Here is a 21,596-nt window from a genome sequence, read left to right on the forward strand (position 1 = left end):
GTATTAATTTTATTATTTTAACGGATGAAAAGACGCTTATCTGTCGTGTTCCTATTACTGATAGGAACACTCACTTACGCCCTTGCCGCAGAGCGACAAGTAGAGGGTGTAGTAATTTCTTCTGAGGATAAATTGCCTCTCATAGGTGCTTCTGTCTATGTGACGGCTGAGGATCTGAAGAAAAACGGGAACAATCAATCGACTATTGGTGTCATTACGGATATCGACGGTAAATTCTCTATTTCAATTCCGGATGGCATTACCCGGTTTTATTGTAGCTACGTTGGCTATGATGTAGTGGAAATAAAACTCATTCCGGGCAAAAAACAATATGATATCACTCTTCAACCTTCTGCTCATATGCTTGATGCGGTAGTTGTAACGGGATACCAGACTGTGGAACGCCGTAAACTGACGGCTGCCGTGTCAAAAATCGATATCTCGGACCAGATGGTAGGTGCAGCCAAGAGCATAGATCAGGCATTGACCGGACAAATTGCCGGACTTTCCGTAAGCAATATATCCGGTGCCCCGGGCGCTCCTGCTAAAATCCGTATCCGCGGTACCTCTTCGCTGAACGGTACACAAGACCCTTTATGGGTATTGGACGGCATTCCATTGGAAGGAACGAACATTCCCAGTATGGAAGTACTGAAAGATATCGATAACGTAGGACAAACCGCCATTGCCGGCCTGAATCCTGCCGATATCGATAATATCACCGTTTTGAAAGATGCTGCCGCAACTGCCATCTATGGTGCCCGCGCAGCTAACGGTGTGATTGTGATTACCACAAAGAAAGGTAAAGTCGGAAAACCGGTTATTAACTTCTCTTCCAAGCTGACATATTCTCCTAAGTTGAATATAGACCGCTTGAATCTATTGAATTCAGAAGAGAAAGTAGGTCTGGAACTTGACTTGCTGGAATCCGGCTATCCTTACAGAGAAACCAAAGGTGAGGTATATCGCATTATCTCCGGATTGGGAGAACTACAGAACTTCAAAGACGGAGGTTGGAACGCTTTGTCCTCCAATGCTCAAGGTGCAATCAATAGACTCAAGGCAACTAATACGGACTGGAGTGATATCCTCTTCCGTGATGCATTTACACAGGAGTATAACTTGTCTCTTTCCGGTGGTAGCGAAAAGGCAACTTATTACACTTCTTTCGGATATATGAAGGAAAACGGTAATATTCCCAATGTATCTGCCGAACGTTTGAATTTAGTGATGAAGACCAGCTATAAGGTGAACAGCATATTGAAAGTCGGTGCTTCCATGTTTGCCAATCGTCGTAAGAACTCTACTTATTTGCCGGATGACCGGGGACTGACGAACCCGATCTATTATTCACGTCTGGCAAATCCTTATTTCACTCCTTATGATGCCAATGGCAACTATAATTACGATGTGGATGTAGAAGATGATACGGACATGGATTTTGGTCTTAACCTCTTCGAAGAACGGAAAAATACGAGTAACGAAACTACCATTAACGGCCTTTCATCCATCTTCGACGCTGAACTGCGATTTGACGACCGTTTTAAAATTACCACCCAACTCGGTTTGCAACTGGATAAAACTTCTATCGAAAAAATCGCTGAAGAAGAAAGTTATGTGATGCGTACAGAGAAGAAGAATCATCGTAATAATGGCGTAACTTACCTGCCGGAAGGAGGATTCCATAAGGCTAACGAAAACTCACTGTCCCAGCTCACTTGGAAAGCGATGGGAGAATACCGCGATACCTACAATGACATCCATGAATTTGAAATAATGGTGGGAACAGAAATCCGCAAGACATGGGAGGAAAAGCTGTATAGCGCCGGTTATGGATTTGACCGGAAGACGCTGACAACAAAGCCGATCATCTTCCCGGAAGAAAGCCAGGCCTTCAAGTTACACGAGAAAGCTCATGTGGAGAATGCATACGTATCTGCTTTCTCAACCCTGTCTTACTCTTTGCTGAACCGCTATACATTGGGCGGAAGTATCCGTTTTGACGGTTCCGACCTTTTCGGTGTAGACAAGAAATACCGTTATCTGCCACTATATTCAGTCAGTGGTTTGTGGCGTATCTCTCAGGAACCTTTTATGGCGAATGCCAAATGGATAGACAATCTGGTAGTCCGTGCATCCTACGGTTTGCAAGGAAACATTGACAAGAACACCTCTCCTTACCTTCTGGGTAACTACAGAATTGAAAATATCCTGCCGGGAGGGTCGGAAGATATGATTGATGTTTCCGGTGCACCGAACAAAAAACTGCGTTGGGAGAAAACCCATTCAGTAAACGCCGGATTCGACTTTGCAGTATTGAATCAGGCTATCAATCTGAGCGTAGACTATTATTATCGTAAGGGCGTAGACTTGATTGGAACCCAAATGCTCCCACTGGAAACAGGTTTTGAAATGTTGACCGTCAACTGGGCCAGTATGCAGAACCAGGGTGTTGAGGTTGCCCTTAGCACACGCAATATCCACACCAAGAATTTCATGTGGACCACCAACTTCAACTTCGCATACAACAACAATAAAATACTGAAAGAAGCACTGCGCGAAGATGCCTTGGAACCGGGACGCGAAGGGTATCCTGTAGGAGCCTTGTTTGCCCTGAAAACAGCCGGATTGGATGAAGAAGGTTATCCGATGTTTGAGGGTAAAGACGGAAAAGCCGTATCGGCCATGGAATTCTTCAAATTGCAGGAATGGGGATTCGGAGCAACTGACCTGACAGCCCGCGAACGCCGTGAACTTTACACTTATGTAGGTACAGCCGACTGCCCTTATACCGGTGGTTTCAATAATACTTTCACATACAAAGCATTTGAACTGGGTGTCAACTTCAGCTTCGACTTCGGTGGAAAGGTGCGCAGCCAACCCACCTACTCTATCGTTGACTTTGATAAAGGACGTAATACGAACCGCGATATCCTGAACCGATGGACTCCGGAAAACACGGAAACAATCTTCCCTGTTCTGCTGAGCCAAAATGAACGTCTGGACGAATACATGTGGTATTCAAACCAGAATGAAATATACCGTAACCTGGATATCTGGATCAGAGACCTAAACTACGTGCGACTGCAAAACATCCGTTTAGGGTATACATTGCCCACTAATTTTAGCCGCAAATTGGGTATGACTTCCGCTACAATTGCCATCGAAGGACGTAACTTATTAGTATTCGGTTCAAGTTACAAGAATTATCTTGATCCGGAAACGATGTCCAACGCGTATGCAACCCCGGCTCCGAAGTCTGTTACCCTAAGCCTGAACCTGAATTTTTAATTTTATAGAGAGTTAAAACAATGAGAAAGATATATATAATGTTATTGATGAGCAGCGTAGTATTACTGACTGCTTGTGATATGCTTGACATTCAACCTACGGGAAAGGTGATCCCCCAGACTTTAGCTGAGTACAGAGCGCTGATTGCCACAGCTTATAAGACCGTTCCCGATGCCAGAGGACTCGCCTGTTTTCGTTCGGATGAACTGTATGTGAAAGACGATAGTTGGGAACAGGATCGTTACGGAAAAATCGAGTGCTGGGATGACTTCAGCGCACCGGGACAAACCACTGCTTTTGAGTGGAAGAACTTCTATAGCATCATGTTCACTGTCAACTATACCATAGAAGAGCGGGAATCCATCAACGAAGGGAGCGAAGAGGACATCGACCAATTGATTGGTGAATGTTATCTGCTCCGTGCTTACATGCATTTTCTGTTGGTGAATCTTTACGGTCAGCCCTATACCCGTCCGGGAGCATTAGAGACGACAGCCGTGCCGCTTAAGCTGAATAGCGATATCAATGAAATCCTGAAGAAGAATACCGTTGCACAAATTTATGAAGCAGTTATTGCAGATATCAACGAGGCTGAAAAACTGATTAATAAAGAATCTTGGGAACAGAAATTTTCTTATCGTTTCACAACCTTATCTGTAAAAGCCCTCCGTGCCCGTGTATATTTATATATGGGACAATGGGACAATGCATATCAGGCAGCCGAAGCGATACTTGCTGAAAAGAATACATTGGAAGATTTCAATGCAGAAACTTATACCCTGCCCAACAACTATCAGTCTGTAGAAAATATTACTGCATTAGAACGTGGTATGTCTTCTAACTACACACAGGCTGCTGTTCTATCAGAAGCTTTAGCTTCTTTATACAAAGAAGGCGATTTACGTCTGGAGGCTTATTTCAAAGCTGCCGACAAGAATGGTTATCGCTTCAGCCAAAAGAGCGGAAAAGATGATTTCCGTTGTTCTTTCCGAGTGGGAGAAATGTACCTGAATTCGGCAGAAGCAGCCGCACAATCGGATAAATTGCCCCAAGCACGCACCCGATTACTGGAGTTAATGCAGAAGCGCTATACACCGGAAGCATATACAGTAAAAGCAACTGCCGTGAACGCAATGACCAAAGAAGCCCTGATACAGGAGATTCTGGATGAACGTGCGCGTGAATTAGCTTTTGAAGGACATCGCTGGTTCGACTTACGCCGTACCACCCGCCCTCGTATTGAAAAAGTGCTCAAGGGAGGAACCTATGTATTGGAACAGGATGATTCGCGTTATACAATTCAAATTCCAAGAGAAGCGATAGCTGCTAATCCGGAGTTGTCGAACTGATAAATAAGTAGAGTTGATAAATAAGAAAACCTCCTTTCTCATCCCCATGACAAGATTAGAAAGGAGGTTTTTTCTAAGATACACACAATTTACTCCACAGGAGTTATCTTCACAAAAGAAACTCCATGATAGGGAACCTGTGTCCGGAACTCCCCATTATATTCCCCCAAATCTTTTTGCCGCCACAGATCGCGAACAGATACTTTGCCAGTAATTCCCAGTTGCTTGAGAGCTAATTCGAAATCATACGTCTTCATCTGGATAGCTTCAGCCTCATCCTGATCCCACAAGATAAAATAAGGATCTATCTGGAAGAATCCTACTGCATACGATCCATCATATAGTTTCTTATACCATATCTGCCCATTATCAGTCAGCAATTTTGTGGCCGGTGCTGCCAACAGGTCCTGATTCACAGCAATCACTTCATTATTTGTCAGTAAACTCAACGTAAAATCATCTATATCGGACATATCACAACCGATCAATAGCGGAGCGGAAAGAATGCACCATAGAGAGATATGGGAATATTGTTCATCAGGAGTCAGAGCCGATTCATGAACCTTCTCTCTCCAAGCCTTACCCAGTTTTCCTACCACCAGCATATCGGGATCATTATAGTTCCCCGGTGCAGTAGCCTGAGCACAAACATCCTGAAAACAACCGATGGCTGTCACCACATTCCATTCATCAGTAATGTCACGGGTGGTGCGCCACAGCTCACCTCCTGCCTCCCTTGCCCAGTTCCAGACGTTGGGAGCACCATATCCCACACAATAGACAATGTCCCGATCCACTTTATCCAATGCATCACGCATAACAATATAGGGTTCGCGGATTGTTTTCTCTTCTGAATCCTTCTGAACCGCATGATATCCGCAATGATCATATTTGAGATAATCTACTCCCCATCTGCCCCAAGTCCGTGCATCTATTTCCTCATGCTGATAACTGCCCAGATAATCACCACATGTTGTCGGTCCCGGTGAAGAATAAATACCGAATTTCAATCCCAGAGAATGAATATAATCAGCCAAGCCTTTAAAATCAGGGAATTTCTCATTGGAGAGCAATTCTCCCTGCTTGGTACGTTCGGCAGCTTCCCAACCGTCATCAATATTCACATACGTCCATCCGTATGCATGCAACTTTTCATTCATCATGCGGGCAGCCTCGCGCACTTTCTCATCATCTACAGAAAGTCCCCAGCAATTCCAACTGTTCCATCCCATCGGAGGAGTCAGAGCAATCCGGTCTCCTATTTTCAAGGTAATTTCTTTTTCGGCTACACCTTTTTCGTTCATGGCTTTCAGAAGCACTTTGAAATCTCCTCTAAGTTCGGTTTTTCCCGTAATAAAGCCGGTGGAAGTATCTAATTTCAGTCCGGCAGGAAGTCCTGACGCTTCAAAAGTCATTGGCCGGTTACCACTTGCCATAATCGTCATCAGGAACGGATTTCCCGGACGGGCGCCATATACCAGAGGATTATTAATCCGTGGAGTTTCCGGAGCTTCCGGTGTCAGAATGTACTTCTCCTTAGCCACAGGCTTCGGCCAGACAGGTATCGGGGTAATCTCTCCATGAGTCACAAACTTCACATTCAACCAGTCGGCATGGTCGTACATAATGCCATCGCCACATTCTTCAACCAATAGCAACACTTTATCAATGCCGGAGAGGCTGACATTGAACTCTTTTACGGGATCGCCCTTCCGCATCACACCGCTTTTCCAAAGTTCTTTTTTATCTCCGATTATCTTGAACTGCAATTTACCGGCATACAGGTTGTTATCGTCCGCTCCAACCAAGCCACTCACTGAAACGGCCTTACCACCCAAATCATACAGCATACGGCTGATGGAATGAGCTCCGATACCCCGCTTATACACAACTCCATTTACCGTAAGCGGAGTCCATACCACAGACTGATTTATCTGCGGTATTCCCCAATCCTGCACAAAACAGGAGTCCTTATAAACTTCATCCAACCAAACTTCACGCTTCGGCCCGTTATTACAAGAGGAAACAAACCACAAGTTTGCCAAAAGAGCCAATGCGATAATTACGTTTTTCCTAGTTTTCATAATATTTCGCTTTTTATTTCAGGACCGGATTAATAAACAACTCATCTATATATACCTGTTGCGGAGCTTCAAAAGCGACCTTTACATAGCGTACATTTTCATCCAGTTGGTCAAACAATATGCTTTCAATCCAGGCATCATGCTTGTTGTTCGGAAAATAAGGGGCGTCTTTTATGGAAGACAGATTATACTCTTTACCGTCTATTGAAGTATACAGATATGTCTTCATCGGCATACCTATTTTTTCCGGATTATAATTCAGCATACGCAACATAGCTTTCTGAACACGGGTTTTCTTTTGCAGATCCACTACAAATTCATGATAACCGGCCTCGAACTTCACCCAGCGGGCATCCTTACTGTCCTCTTCAGCAACCTTACCATCCAGTAACGGTTGCAAACCGGCCTTTCCAAGCATCATTTGCGGAGCCGCTCCATTGACTAATTTCTCCATAAATGCTGCTTCCATCAGTTTCCAATATTCCTTTCCGTTCTTCCAGTCCATATAGTCAGCATACACTTTGTTCGACCAGACAGGTTGTCCCAACTGATACTTTGACTCAGGATTCTCAATAATACCGTAGAACATAAATGAAATGATCTTATCAACCCCCGCCGCAGATGCTGCAACCTGCTGGGACAGCAGCCTCGGATAGGCTGCCGGAATCAAGGCAGAAGTACGGTCATTGGTACCCTCTTCCCAAGTGAAAGTCTCACAATTTGCCCACATTTCAATATTCAGGCGGTTATGAATATCACGCAATCTCTGCCAGTTCTTCTTCAGACGGGGAAGTGTGAACTGATCGCGTACACACCCCACTTCATCCTGATAGGCAATGATATCCACTTTCAGTTTCTGCATTTGCTTCTCATATTCCGGATTATCAAATTCTGACAATCCGATTCCATAAGGAGAGATCAGGGTTTTCTTGCCCGGAGCCAATTTTTTAGCCTTCTCTGATAAGGTATTTACCGACTGCACCGCATGCTCCGCAAAAATAGGACAAAGGCAATCTTCTACCGGTAAATACCAGCCATAAAAGGCTTTGTGGTTTTTATAAAGAGATGCCAACTCTTCCATGATCCGGAGCTGCCGTTCCTTAATTGCCGGATCAAGCAGATTATCATCCTGATCCTTTGCCCAGCCACTACTCATGAAAATCTTCATATTATGTTTGGCTGCTTCATCCAGAATAGCATCCACAGGACTTTTCTTATCCTTATTATACCACCAAGGCATTATTTGCGAAGGATAATAAGATTTTCCTTCATTGGCAACCTCCATGAGTACCAGATATTCGATACCCATAGCCGACAATTCACGTACTTTAGCTTCCCACAATTTCGGGTCCATATTATCAAAACTCTGAGGATTCGTATATTTATTACGTACATCCTTGTATGCCAGGTTGATCCAGCTACCTGTAACAGGTTTCACACCCAAAGCCGACTCGGTGGTTTTCTCTTTTTTCTGTTTGTCGGAAGCGGCATTATCCGCACCCACCGTAACTACCGGTAACGCAACCAATAAAACTGACAGAGCAAATCCTATCATTTGAAATTTCTTCTTCATAGTACACATTTATAAATCTATATTAAGTTATCAACTTCCTCCGGACACTATAATCAGTACCAGACCGGAGATAAAAAGAATAAGCATCAGCGTAAGTAACAGATTGGTAGACTTTGAAGCCCCCTTAAACTCTTTCCAAATGAAGAGTCCCCACAAGGCGGCTACCATCGTTGCCCCTTGCCCCAGCGCATAGGAAATAGCCGCACCGGCTTTTCCGGCAGCGATATAGCTGCAAGCAGTTCCCAATGCCCAGATTATACCGCCCAACACACCCACCAGATGCGTATTGAAGTTTCCTTTGAAATACTGGCTGTAGTACACAGGTTCTCCCATAAAAGGTTTCTTCATCACCAGTGTATTGAACAGGAAATTACTGATAAAGATACCTATTGCAAACACGAACAAAGCCGAATAAGGAGTCATCATGCCTGCTGTGGGTGCTTCCAGATTTTCCAGGTCCATAGCTGCCGCCACAAAACGATAAAAGAACGCCATCAGGATACCGGCGCATACAGCAACCAGGATACCTTTCTTACGGGTGCTCTGACCGGACGCTTTGGAAACTTTTCCGGATGCTATTCCATTAAAGATAATAGCCAGTACAATCAGGAAAACGCCCAGGAAAAGAATGACGGGATCTCCCTTCGGAACACTGAAATAATTGACAAATACCCCCAGAACCAATGCCAGCCCCACCCCTATAGGAAAAGCAACCGACATCCCTGCCAATGACATAGAAGCCGATAGCAGAATATTAGAAGCATTGAATATCACACCACCCAGGAAAGCGCTCCAGAAGTTCTCCGGACTCACTTGCAACAAGTCCTGTATAAATCCTCTCCCGGCCTCTCCCGTACTACCTAAAGTCAATCCCCAGATCAGAGAGAAAAGAACGATGCCAATCACGTAATCCCAATAGAACAACTCGTAGCGCCAGGTCTTGGCTGCCAACTTCTGAGTATTTCCCCACGATCCCCAGCAAAGCATCGTAACCCAACACAACGCCACTGCCAATCCGTAACTTTCAACTATAAACATAATCGGTATTTTTAGAGGTTAATTTATTCATTCAGGTCCAGTTCTTTACGATACGGAATAGAAGACTGCGCTCCCATTCTTGTCACGGCAACAGATGAAGCTTTAGAAGCCATTCCAGCAGATTGCCTCAAGTTCATGCCTTCTGCCAGTCCCACACATAAAGCACCGTTGAAAGTATCGCCGGCAGCCGTCGTATCAACAGGTTCCACTTTAAAAGCATCCACACAATACGAAGTATCGCCTTCTCTCACCAAGCAGCCCTTCGAACCCAAAGTTACAATTATATTCTGTACTCCCATCGCACTGATTTCTTTTGCAACCCGTTCTGCATCAGCATCATTCACAATCTTTATACCGGTAAGCATTTCTGCTTCAATCCGGTTGGGAGTAATCATAAACAGGTATCTGAGTAACTCTTTCGGAAGGCTCCGGGCAGGGGCCGGATTCAAGACTACCTTCACCCCTTTTTCAAAAGCTTTCCTAGCAGCATATTCCACCGTTTGAATCGGAATTTCCAGTTGCATCAACAAGATGTCTCCTTCGCACATTTCCTCCACAACTTTATCCACATCCTGCTCGTTCAGCAGCATATTGGCTCCGGAAGCCACCACTATACTATTCTCTGCGTGATCATCCACACTGATCAAAGCAACTCCAGAAGCAGAGTTTTCATCAAGAGTGATATATTTTGTATCTATTCCCTCTTTCTTGAAATAATCCACTGACTGCTGTCCCAGTATATCATTCCCCAACTTCGCTACAAAGATCAGATTACCACCCAACCTTTTCACTGCAACTGCCTGATTGGCTCCTTTACCACCCTGGTTCATAAAGAATTCACCACCCAGAATGGTTTCACCGGGGACCGGCAGATGAGAGGTCCTCACCACCATATCTATATTGGAACTGCCAATTACTATAATTTTCTTCATGGTACTATATTTTTAATAAATAAATGCATGTATGTATCGCCGTGACAAGACATTTCTTCTAAAAACTTATTCATAATCAAGTATTTCCCGTTTACTGATTGAGCATACCATTGGTTTCTTTCAGTTTCATTAGGCAATACTGAGAGTTTCACCGCTTGGAACAAAGAGTTTCAAGGGATGAAACTCTTTGTTCCATCCGATGAAACTTTGCTTTTAGTATGATTGCTTATTTTCTTTCAAGATATTTCTTATACCCTTCATAGGTATCTGTTCCCGGCTTGAAGGTGGCCCAACTGAAATTCGTGATATGATCGGTAAACATTCCGGCTACTCTCAGCTGTTCCTCCAGCTCGATCCAGGGTTTGGTCCGCATGGTAATTCTCGGACACCAGCACTCTTTGAACGACTCTATATCTACTCCGAAAATCACTCCGTTAGCATCGCAGGCTTTCTTTATTTCGGCAAACCAGTTGGGCAGGTCCACATCAAAATCTACCAGACAACGTCCGCCTATATCCTGAAGATAAAGTACATCTATATCGGGAGTCTGGGCAAATATCTTACCAAACCATTTTCCGCAGAGATCAGCAGGCATTCCCCTCCACAAAGCAGGAGCTATGCAGACTTCTTTCGGAGACTTCGACTTCACATAAGCCGCCACTGTCTGCAAATAATTAGCCAGCATAGACAAGGCGGGTTCCTGCTGCCAACCTACCGGATACGAGCCGTCATGAAATTCTTCGGTTATGTACCATCCCGCCAAGCTGGGATGATTCCCCCAAAGGGCAAACAGTTCATCGAATACTTGTTTATTACGCTCCACCAGAAATTCATATTGTTCCGGTTTTGTAGTATCTTCCTTGCTGTAATCACCGGGATATAGTCCAACAATCAGCTTCATCCCGTTACGCTCGGCAGCATCGAACATTCGGTTCATGATATCATATTGCTTGGTCACCCACGGCAGATTTGTCGGCGAATAGAAAGAAGATTTCTCATTCGTGCGGTCATTGAAACCTTCGGCATACTGGATAATCCAAGTGTCAATGCCCACTTCACGGCTTGCTTTGAATTCTACGTCCCAGTCGGTCTCTTTATAGACGCTATTCAGCTGAATGAAAACACTGGAGAACTTGGGAGTTCCCTTGAATTCAGGAGTATAAGAGGTCAGCTGCTCCAGATTGTCGATGCAAACCTCACCTGTACATGCGCTGTTATCATCGTTCGTGATTTCAAGACGATAACCTTCAAGACGGTTCAGAACCAGTTTGTTTTCGCCCAGATCACGCCCTTTGGCAAAAGTAAAGGCCTCATAAGGCATCACTACACGTGTCCATTCTTCCTTGGTCAGTACATCCTTATCCACATACTCGAAGAACTGCCAGCGATCTTTGTCATGAAGCGCATCCTGCGTAAACTGATCCACATCCTGAATAAGCATGAAACGGAAGGTACCTTTATTATTCTTATTACCTTTCACCCAGATGGAAAGTCCCAACGGATGGAAAGACAAATCACTGCGATAGTCTCCCCCACTCTGCTGGATATATACGGATTCGGTTCCGGACGCATTGCCGGAAAAAGAGTATTTAAGCTCGAAGCTTCCCGTTCCTTCCACACAGTCATCGCTGATAAAACGGTCTATCGAGGTTTGCGGTGACTCGGGAAGTCCTTTCATTTCGTACACCACACAGCTCATCTCGTCGTAAGCATTCAAAGTCTTTACCGCACGTGCTTTCGCTATTATCTCCTCTGCTGTGGGGGCCTGTTTACTACCGCAAGCCGCCAACACAAGCAGCAGAGAAGAAATACTGATTAGGGATAGTATATTTTTCATATTTATTTCGTTGTATAGATTATTACTTCGGTTATCCATATTTTCCCGTTCGATACGGGATTTTTCCATTTAAAAGTTACAGTGTGCTTCCCTACAGGACGGTCATAGCAGAAGAACAATTCACACTTCCGGTGGTTGATATATTGGGGCAAGGCGGTGGTTTCATAGAACTGTCCATCGATATATACATCCATCTCCGCCGTATAGTCCGCCGGAAGCCCACCTGCCACGTATCCTTTTACAACCAGTCCGGTTCCTTCGAAAGAGAAGGGATTTACATCATCTATGGATTTCTCTATTGTAAGTTTATCGCTCACTTTCAGATTCTCAAAAGCTACTTCCAAAGCAACAGGTCTGATGTTCTCCCGTCTGATTATGAAGTCTGTTCCTGCCTTCCCGTTTCCATGTTTCTGCAACATCTCGCTGGCATGTCTGTACGTCATGTCATAGGCTTTATTCAGACTGATATCCGTATGGGAGAAAGGTATGTCTTCCACTTCATACAAAGCTTCTTTCCAGGATTCGGGGATGTTGCTGTATCCTATCATGGTTCCCAGGATGCCTGCGGCTGAAGCCGGATTACAGTCAGAGTCCTGACCGGCACGCGTGGCGATATCTATGGTCTTTGTGAAGTCCCCCTGTCCGTAAAGCAAGCCCAGGAGTATATAGGCACCGTTTATCTTCGTACCGATATTAAAGGAGTTATGAATGCCTTCGGGACAACTGATTTCTTCGCTCCACTTGTTCTGCAACTCGAACCAGGTTCGTTTCCAGTCTTTCGGATATTTCCTGTGCCAGCGAATTACGTCCGACATACATTTGTGGAAATCGCTTTCTTCCGGTATCACCTTCAACGCTTCTTTTACGATATATTCTATATCATTGCTGACATAAGCCAGAGAGTACATGGCTGCCACATAAACTCCGCCATACCATCCTTCACCATAGGACATGATATGCCCCACCCTATCGCAGATTTCAGCAGCCTGATTAGGCATTCCCGGTGACATAATCCCGGCAAAATCCGCTTCAATCTGGAAGTCGATGCAATGTGCATGAGGGTTATTCTTCCAGTAACCACTCTGGGGTGCTTTCATCCCCTGCAACAGATTGTAGCGGGCTACCTGGTTGGCATGCCACAATGGATATTCTGTCCGCCCGAAAGCCGTCGCAAAAGAATCAATCGGAGCATCCAGCCCGCATCTTTCGAAGACTTCCACAAAAGTCAGATCCACATAAACATCATCATACAAACCGGGAAAGGTATCATACCAATTCTTGACCGTATGCTTATCCCAGGGAATGGGAATATAATCCTGAATGATAGTTCCCAAGAATTTAAACTCAGTAGGTCCCCCGTAACTGCATCCCAGGGTCTGCCCCGCCCATGCACCCTTCACTTTATCACGCAGGCTCTGCTCGGACAGAACAACTTCTTTATTTCCTTTATGAACGGCGGCAACCAGATCGGCTATAAAGAAGAAAGCCATCAGGAGCCATATTAGATTTCTTTTCGACATACTCATTTCTTGTTTTTACTTTCGGGCTTTACTCAATCACTTTATCCGTCAGATCCCAGCCCATAATCGTTGAGATATAAGGAATTATCCACATCGCCATCTTCTTATGTCCCGAATATCCGGGATGCCATGCAGCCCCCAGGTCGGTAGTCCGGTTATAGAGGTTCTTATCCAGTTTCAGTAGAAAGACTTTCGGATCATTCACTTCGTTTATTATCGCTTCATAATAACTGAATACAGGAGCTTGCATAGCTACAGGGTAAATGCACAATATGGGAATATCTCCATAATGCTCACGCAGTTGTGCAAGGATCTGTTTGTATGCTTTGGTGAATTCGCTTTTGTAAGGATGGGGCTCCGTTGAGAAATCATTGGAACCTAAATTGATAACTACCAGATCCGGAAGATATCCCTTAAAATTCCATTTATGAGTAAGGTCTTCGTCAAAGGTATTCAGCATCCGGTCTTTCATCGTAACCTTCGACACGCGTACCGAATCACCATAATTGCGAGCGGCTCCTCTACCGGAATGGGCAATCAGTGTATAGTCCGCATCATAATAACGGGCTACCATAGAGGCAAATGTGAGATTACAATTTTCCGTCTCCACCAGGAAAGGCTCATCGCGATGTTTCCCGTCTGTGCCATATCCGCAGGTAAGCGAGTTTCCGATAAACTCGATATGCCGTGTGCGTACTGCCGGCTCTTCCGCCAGGCGTCCCGAACCGGACAAGACAAACTGATGGATAGTTGTCTTGCCGAATTCACCTTCGGAACGTTTCTGTATCTTCAAACTATGAATGCGCTTATCTATGCCCGATACCAGATGGATCAATGTATCCGTTCCGCATACTTTCACGACTTTATGCAGTTTGCCATCAACAAATACATTATAATAACTCGTTCCTGTTTCAGAAACTTTCACTGACAGCCTTCCACCAGTAAAACGGGTTTCCAGATAAGTACCTACCCAGTCGAAAGCTACCGAACCATCGGAGGAAACCAATGTTCTGCCGGTATACCGCACGGCAGGATCATTCCCTTTATAAACAGTTCCGTTTCTTTGAGCTTTCAGTTCCGCAGAACAACTTATCCCTATCAGGATAAACAGATATAGACAATAACGTTTCATCATTTTCCTTATTTACGTTTCTTATTTTTAGCTTTCAATTCTTTCAGGTATTTCATGTATCCGTTGAACAAGTCGATAGTGCGTGCTTCGCCCACACGGATAGACATCTTCGGATCATTGAATACACCCGGGAACTGATAGCAAAGAATCTTCTCAAAGTTATCAAACAGGTTCAGGTCACGGATGATTTCTTCTACCGGACGGGGATAGAGGGAGTTATCCGGATTGAACAGGAATACTTCCAGATCGAACCACAAATGAGCTTTAGCCTCATCACAAACTTTCTGCAACATGTTAGCCGCTTCCTTACCAGTCAGATCACCATCCGGCATACGGGCAAATCCGAATGGACACAAGATATCCAGATGTTCCATAAGTGCCGGATACGTATCCATTCCGTTGGGAACTTCAAAACTGTTGGTAGCCAACATGATCGGTTTGTCCGGTGCAAATCCGTTACAGTAAGCCTTAAACTCTTTGAAGAAATTCACAATATCGTCTTTTCTCTTTTTACGCATTTCGGGGCGTTGTTCCCAGTTATCCAGACCACCGCCACTCTCTTCGGACACATAGAAAGCATAAAAGGATTCATGGTGACCATACATATCCCACAGTTCTTTAGCCACCCGCTTGTGCCATTCCAAAGATTCGGGGGTAAAGTCGAACCAAGCAAACATACCCACTCCCATCAGTACGTTCATGCCCTGTTTATCGGCTTCCGTCAGGATGGCCTCAATCGGATCTTTGGCTGTAAGTTCCATACGGCCGGGATACAGTTTGGAAGGATAGAAGGCTTTACCTACATAGTTATCCACATTGGTAGTATGTTTGCCTACATATTCTTCATTACGGAAAACTTCCTGTATAACCACCATATTCATTTCCAGCTTATTCATGGAACGAATCAACTCTCTCCACTGATCGTCGGTCATCTTCTTGATATCCTGATTCCAATGTTTTCCTTCGATTTCACTCCAGTGATAGATGCCCGTCCAGGCACCGGATATCTGTTGGATAGAGCGAATGTCCGATTCAATCACTTCTATATCCTTTGTCTTCCGACAGGTCTTACCTTCATTGGCTACCTTGAAGATCACTTTATTCTTTCCCACCCGATCCTTGGTAGGTATAACCACCTTCACCGTTTCGGCCTTTCCGGCAGGGATTGTCACAACCGTTTCGTATAACAGTGCATCCTTATTCTCTTTATTCCAATACAAAGCTACCTGATAAGTCTGTTGTGAAGCACTTTCGTTCACAATACCACCGCGGATATCCAGATCGACCTTATTGGTGATTTTTCCCGGAGGTATTAAAGTTAAGCTCACTTTATTCTCTGCCTGCATACTCACCAGACTGAACAAAGAAAAAAGAAGTAAAAAAGTACGTTTCATAATCATCTTTTTAAATTAGAATTAGTTAAAACTACCCGGATAAGAAATCCGTGATTCCGTCTCGCCACCAGTCAGACGAATATAGGAATCGAACTTGCGTTCTCCCTCCTGCAATATGATTACACGGGCACCGTTAGCCAAATTATTGTACACCGTATTTCCACCTGTATAACGCCCGTAAGCCAATAGCACCTCCTTATATATAACTGCATAATCATTGTTATGATCGTGGCCGGCAAATGTTCCCATGACGTCACCACACTCTTTGATAGAAGTAAACAGACCTGAATTAGTGGTAGGGCAAGCAACTCCTTCACCTCTCACTCCGAACAATCTGTTTTTATCTTCCATCACAGCATCTTTGTATTCGGGTATGGGAATATGGAAAAAAGCCAATGCAGGAAGAGGAATATCATTATTCTGCTTCGTAAATTCCTTACTTTGATTTCTGTACCAAGCAATCTGGTCAAACTTAATCCAGTCATATCCGGGTACTGACTTTATCTGCGTGTATGCATGAGAATCGATGCAATATAAAAGAGCCGCATTTTTATTCTTATCCTTTGACGACTTCACCGTCAAAACATAATCAGGGGCAACTTCGCCTCCACGGGCAGGCATCATACTGTTTTTCTTTTGCGAGAGATAATCATACAATTCCACCCGGGTGCGATCATACTCATCATCATGATTGCCAAATACCACTCCAAACGGAATATTGCGTCTGATGCAAGGCTCCAAAACAATGTCCAGCCCTTTGAAAGCTTCATTGGAAACAACCACATCTCCCGTAAACATGACGAAATCAGGACGTTCAGCATCCAATACTTCGTTAATACGATCCAGAGATATTTGTGAATTTGCCTGATCATCATATTTATAATGAACATCCGTAAACTGTACAATCTTAAACTTGCCGTCACGATTGAACTTCAATACTTCTTTCTGGCCCCAAACCGTAAGAGCATAAAATAATACCATTAAGCATAAAGCTATTTTCTTACACATCATATCTTTTATTTTAAACTATCTATAATCTTCAATAATAATTCAGGTTCATCTGTAGTAATATAGTCTACTCCCAACAAATAATATTGTTGCAACTCTTCCGCACTATTCACCGTCCAGACATTGGTAAGTAAACCGGCTTCCCTGGCTTTTTGAGTCAGGTTTTTATCTTGCCTGTATGCATAGTAAGAATAATCAATTCCTGAGATGCGGTCGTTCACCAGGTCCTTCAGTTCCTTCTTACCTTCCCATAAGTAAAGAGTTCTGGCTGTAGGATCCAGTTCACGGATACGTTTCAAGACTTCATAATTGAAACTGATATATTCCACATACCCCTGCATTTTCATGCGATGAACAATACTCACCACAGAGTCTGTCAACTGTAACGTACGCTCCAACCCTTTCTGGGAATCTTTTATTTCAATAATAGGATGGGTACTATTCTGCGCCCTTGCAGCTATCAAGAGCTCCTGAAGTGAAGGCACCGGGTCTTTCTTATTAATCGTTTGTTGAAACAACTGCAATGAGGTGATATTTTCAACTTCCAATCCATATACATGCGGATCATGGGAAAGAATAACTCTATTGTCGGCAGTTAACCAGACATCCATTTCAGATCCCTGACATCCCAATTCCACCGCATTCTGAAAAGAACGAACTGAATTTTGCAACACCCCTTTCTGTCTCCAGGCACCCCGATGAGCCACCACTCTGTTCTTGCTGAAGCCGTCTTTCAATAATTCAAACTCACACTGCTGCCCGTCAATCAAAAGGGTTATGCCGTATCTATAACTCGTCTGCCCTGCTGATAATGCCTTATTCTTTTTCAGACAGATTGATTTCTCTTTAAGATCAATCCGGAAAAGAGAAGAAGTATCACTCAGCAAACAAACATTGGAGGGTGTGGGATATATCCGACCCACTGCACTCCCCGACTGCCCCACGGGAATCAGATAATTATCCAACACATACTTCGAAATATCTCCGGCCCTCATGACGAAGGAGCTAAGAAGCATTCCTGCTATAAAGATTGCATTTTTCATCCTATTCTATCAATAACAAATATACACATCCATAAAATCGTTATTTATATCCGCAATAATAAATTCCGTCTACTTATCCCGTTCACACATAGTCGTAGCGATTATTTAAACGGGCTACACCCTTTCAGTGTTAAGGCTACACCCTTTTGCTCGGATAGCTACACCCTTTCGCCCTTATGGTGTAGCCCTTTTCAGTTTACCACTACACCTTCGGGTATTAGAGTCTTCATTATTTACAAAAGTCCATTGTCTTCCAGATACTTTTTATAACTTGTATAATTGTTTGTACCCTTCTTAAAAGTAACCCAACTGAAATTCGTGATATATTCGGTAAACAACCCTGCTACGAATAATTGCTCCTTTAGTTCACTCCAGTTCTTTTCCCGATAAGGGACATTCGGACACCAGCAACTCTGGAATGATTCTATATCAACACCAAAATGTACGCCGTTGGCATCACATGCTTTTTTAATCTCAGCAAACCAATTAGGCAGGTCTACATCCACATCCACCAGACAGCGTCCGCCAAGATCCTGAATGTATAAATAATCAATATTGGGCGTCTGAGCGAAGATCCGTCCAAACCATTGCCCGCAAAGATCGGCCGGCATACCTCTCCATAAAGCCGGAGCGATAGAAACGGGCTTATCCGATTTGGTCTTAATATAAGAAGCCACTCCTTCAAGATACTTAGCCAACATGGATAAAGAGGGTTCTTGCTGCCAGCCTACAGGATAAGAACCATCATGAAATTCTTCGGTTATATACCAACCTTCAAGGCAAGGGTGATTGCCAAATTGTTCATACACCTCATCGAACACCATCTTATTTCTCTCCAAATTGAGATTATATTTCTCCGGTGATGCCGTATTTGTTTTACTGTAATCACCGGGGTAAAGGCCTACAATCAGTTTTATGCCATTGCGCTCGGCAGCCTCGAACATTTTGTCTACAAAGTCATACTTCTCGGTAATCCAAGGCATATTGGTATTCTTATAGAACGAAATACTAGTATTTTCTCCGTCTGTAAACTGTTCCACATACTGGATAATCCAAGTATCAATGCCGATGGCACGGCTATCCTGAAACTGTTTATCCCAGTCTTCGTTGACATAGGCGGTATTCAATTGTACAAAAATGCTGGAGAACTTGGGCTTACCGTTTTTCAGCTCATAAGAAGTCAATTGCTCCAACGCATCGATACCTACTTCACCGGTGCAGACTTCATGTTTCGTATTTACGATTTCAATCCGGAATCCCTCAAAACGGTTTAGCAATAAGCCGTCAGCCGTAGCCCCCTGGCCCTTTTTATACAATTTGAACGCACTGTAGGGCATAACCAAACGGTTCCAGCCTTCTTTGGATAATATTTCTTCGTCTTCGAAAGCATAATATTGCCATCTCTTACGTGTACTGTCATGCGGTTTGTCGGCATTGAATTGCTTCTCATCTTCCATAATGATGAAGCGGAAAACACCTTTGTTACCTTTTTGGCCTTTTACCCAAATAGAAAGTCCCAAAGGATAAAAAGACAAGTCGGGGCGATAATCTCCCCATGTTTCTTCGAAATAGACATACTCAGGATTTGAAGTCATAGGTTTACCGGAAAAACTGTATTTCAGCTTAAAGCTTCCTACTCCTTCTTTATAGTCATCACCTAAGTCATAGTCAATAGTGGCTTTGGTAGGTTCTTCGGCACTGGTAGGACCAGTACGATAAATTTCGCACCCTAATTCATCGAAAGGGTTAATATTTTTAGTAGCTTTCGTGCTATTCAATACTTTGCGTATCTCTTCTTTCAGGTTATAGTCACCATCCTGACCGTTTCCTCCTCCGTTATGATCATCACTTCCACAGGAAGTCAAAATAAAACAGAACAGACTTACCAATATAGCAGTTGTTTTCATAAGGCATTAGTTTTAAAAGAGAGTGCCGCCGGATTAGCGGCACTCCCGATTTGAATTAATCAATGTGTATTATTGACGGAAATAACTCATCTTATACATTCTTACAATAGACTGTGATAAATCAAAGCCAACAACAGAGGTTGCAATGTACACGTCATACCCGGTTGAGGTTACTTCTTTGTAGACAGCAACGTCTCCCCAGCTAAAGTAATTCTGCCCCCATGCGGACATATCGCTTGTAAATACACAGAAGTCACTATATCCGTCATCGTCCGGTCCCAGTTCCATCTTAGAAGTATTGGTTATGTCGAATACCTTGAGGGTAGCACCACCACCAGCCCATTGGTCAGCACCTTGGTCATTGAGTGCCAAATAGGTATCATTTTCCACCTTAAACACATTGAAGCCAAGCAAACGGTATTCATGGTCGGCAGCATTCAAGGCCGTAACCTCCATGGATGTCGTAAAGATATTGAAGCGACTCTTCAAAGCCTCATCACTATTTCCATTTACCCACTTCGTATAACTGATGTAATGATCTGAATCATCGGCCAATGAAACACGCTGTATGGCAGGTGCGGCAGTCCAAGAACTTCCAACCGGTCCGTAACGTAGTTTATTAGGCTGATTGGCAGGAGTCACTAACTGACCATCCTGTAATTTCCAATAATAAATAGTCATATCATTAGGCCCTGTACCATAAATATAAGCTGTACCGCTGGTTACATCACCCGCTACATTCATGTTATACCCCAAATCTCCCGGGCAACCATCACCGGCAGTATAGTCAAGCAGCAACTTATGTTCCTGATCTGCTTCAGAATAATAGAAGACCATGAAACCTGCACCGTAAATATTTTCACGGGAAGTAATCAAGTGACCGGCATCATCCGTACGAGCCTTCATCATAAACGATCTTGCTGCATCTATAGTCTTAACCGCTGCTCCCGTCTTCATGTCATACAGGTAGATAGGACCATTGTATTCCTGAACTGCCAGATATTGACCGTATATTGCCAAGCCTGTATTGTTGCGGCTTGCTAGTCCCAAATCGGTGCAGTTCTTTTCCCACACTTTGGAGAACTTGGTTTTAGGCGGTGTCGGTACGACACGAATCGTATTGTTATGACGATTGCCCAATGCATCGATTACTGTTATTTTATAAGGTTCAGTGAAATCCATTTCACCTCCAACTCCCGGAACAACATAGCAATTATGTTCCACACTTACAGTACAAATCAGACGGCTTACATCGAGCGGGTCCTCATCCGTGGTAGGAACTTTCACCGTAATTTCTTCTCCCTCTTCATAAGGACCTTTCTTGGTAGCATAAAACTCCGTCGGATTATCAGGTATCTGAATGGTTACATTAAGTAGACCATTTACTTGGCTTTCATGTGCTGTACTCAAGTCAGGAGACTCACAGGAAACTAAGAGCACTGCCCCAAACAAACACGCTGTTGCTGCAATTCTATTAAGTATTTTCAT

Annotated in this window: 14 protein-coding genes; 2 read left to right on the forward strand and 12 right to left on the reverse strand. The window is 43.8% G+C overall.

Features of this window, described 5'->3' with window-relative positions:
- Nucleotides 1–24: 24 nt before the first annotated feature.
- Together BWI44_RS20625 and BWI44_RS20630 are read left to right on the forward strand one after the other, a co-directional pair.
- Nucleotides 25–3,291 carry a SusC/RagA family TonB-linked outer membrane protein gene (locus BWI44_RS20625; RefSeq protein ID WP_007663665.1) on the forward strand — a complete coding sequence of 1,089 codons (3,267 nt, stop codon included), beginning with the start codon at nucleotides 25–27 and terminating at the stop codon, nucleotides 3,289–3,291.
- 20 nt (nucleotides 3,292–3,311) lie between these two features.
- The gene (locus tag BWI44_RS20630) at nucleotides 3,312–4,640 is read left to right on the forward strand and encodes a RagB/SusD family nutrient uptake outer membrane protein (protein ID WP_286816266.1); all 1,329 of its coding nucleotides are present in this window, start codon (nucleotides 3,312–3,314) and stop codon (nucleotides 4,638–4,640) included.
- A gap of 89 nt (nucleotides 4,641–4,729) precedes the next feature.
- Here BWI44_RS20630 and BWI44_RS20635 read toward each other — a convergent pair whose 3' ends face one another.
- From BWI44_RS20635 to BWI44_RS20690, 12 genes are all read right to left on the reverse strand, one after another.
- Nucleotides 4,730–6,724, reverse strand: a complete 1,995-nt coding sequence (locus tag BWI44_RS20635) for an NPCBM/NEW2 domain-containing protein (RefSeq protein ID WP_195209165.1) — start codon at nucleotides 6,722–6,724, stop codon at nucleotides 4,730–4,732.
- 13 nt (nucleotides 6,725–6,737) lie between these two features.
- The gene (locus BWI44_RS20640; protein WP_007663671.1) at nucleotides 6,738–8,297 is read right to left on the reverse strand and encodes a DUF4434 domain-containing protein; all 1,560 of its coding nucleotides are present in this window, start codon (nucleotides 8,295–8,297) and stop codon (nucleotides 6,738–6,740) included.
- Nucleotides 8,298–8,327: 30 nt separating this feature from the next.
- Nucleotides 8,328–9,335, reverse strand: a complete 1,008-nt coding sequence (locus BWI44_RS20645) for a GRP family sugar transporter (RefSeq protein ID WP_007663673.1) — start codon at nucleotides 9,333–9,335, stop codon at nucleotides 8,328–8,330.
- A gap of 23 nt (nucleotides 9,336–9,358) precedes the next feature.
- Nucleotides 9,359–10,267, reverse strand: coding sequence for a ribokinase (rbsK, locus tag BWI44_RS20650; protein WP_138292531.1), 909 nt, complete (start codon nucleotides 10,265–10,267; stop codon nucleotides 9,359–9,361).
- A 226-nt stretch (nucleotides 10,268–10,493) separates the two neighbouring features.
- The gene (locus BWI44_RS20655) at nucleotides 10,494–12,104 is read right to left on the reverse strand and encodes a DUF4434 domain-containing protein (RefSeq protein ID WP_118423021.1); all 1,611 of its coding nucleotides are present in this window, start codon (nucleotides 12,102–12,104) and stop codon (nucleotides 10,494–10,496) included.
- 2 nt (nucleotides 12,105–12,106) lie between these two features.
- Nucleotides 12,107–13,630 carry an ADP-ribosylglycohydrolase family protein gene (locus BWI44_RS20660; protein ID WP_286816270.1) on the reverse strand — a complete coding sequence of 508 codons (1,524 nt, stop codon included), beginning with the start codon at nucleotides 13,628–13,630 and terminating at the stop codon, nucleotides 12,107–12,109.
- Nucleotides 13,631–13,652: 22 nt separating this feature from the next.
- On the reverse strand, nucleotides 13,653–14,759 hold the full coding sequence (locus BWI44_RS20665; protein ID WP_007663685.1) for an SGNH/GDSL hydrolase family protein: 1,107 nt from the start codon (nucleotides 14,757–14,759) through the stop codon (nucleotides 13,653–13,655).
- Between the two features lie 5 nt (nucleotides 14,760–14,764).
- Entirely contained in the window at nucleotides 14,765–16,150 is a 1,386-nt protein-coding gene (locus BWI44_RS20670) for a DUF4434 domain-containing protein (protein WP_117692667.1), read from the reverse strand.
- Between the two features lie 21 nt (nucleotides 16,151–16,171).
- Complete coding sequence (locus tag BWI44_RS20675; protein WP_286816274.1) at nucleotides 16,172–17,161, reverse strand: metallophosphoesterase family protein; 990 nt, start codon at nucleotides 17,159–17,161, stop codon at nucleotides 16,172–16,174.
- 5 nt (nucleotides 17,162–17,166) lie between these two features.
- A complete protein-coding gene (locus BWI44_RS20680) occupies nucleotides 17,167–18,201 on the reverse strand; it encodes a glycerophosphodiester phosphodiesterase family protein (RefSeq protein ID WP_007663689.1) in 1,035 nt (344 codons plus the stop codon).
- Nucleotides 18,202–18,434: 233 nt separating this feature from the next.
- On the reverse strand, nucleotides 18,435–20,108 hold the full coding sequence (locus BWI44_RS20685) for a DUF4434 domain-containing protein (RefSeq protein ID WP_138292529.1): 1,674 nt from the start codon (nucleotides 20,106–20,108) through the stop codon (nucleotides 18,435–18,437).
- A 69-nt stretch (nucleotides 20,109–20,177) separates the two neighbouring features.
- Nucleotides 20,178–21,596, reverse strand: coding sequence for a DUF5018 domain-containing protein (locus BWI44_RS20690; RefSeq protein WP_286816281.1), 1,419 nt, complete (start codon nucleotides 21,594–21,596; stop codon nucleotides 20,178–20,180).

It is taken from the genome of Bacteroides sp. Phil13, from assembly GCF_001940965.1.
GTDB lineage: Bacteria > Bacteroidota > Bacteroidia > Bacteroidales > Bacteroidaceae > Bacteroides > Bacteroides intestinalis.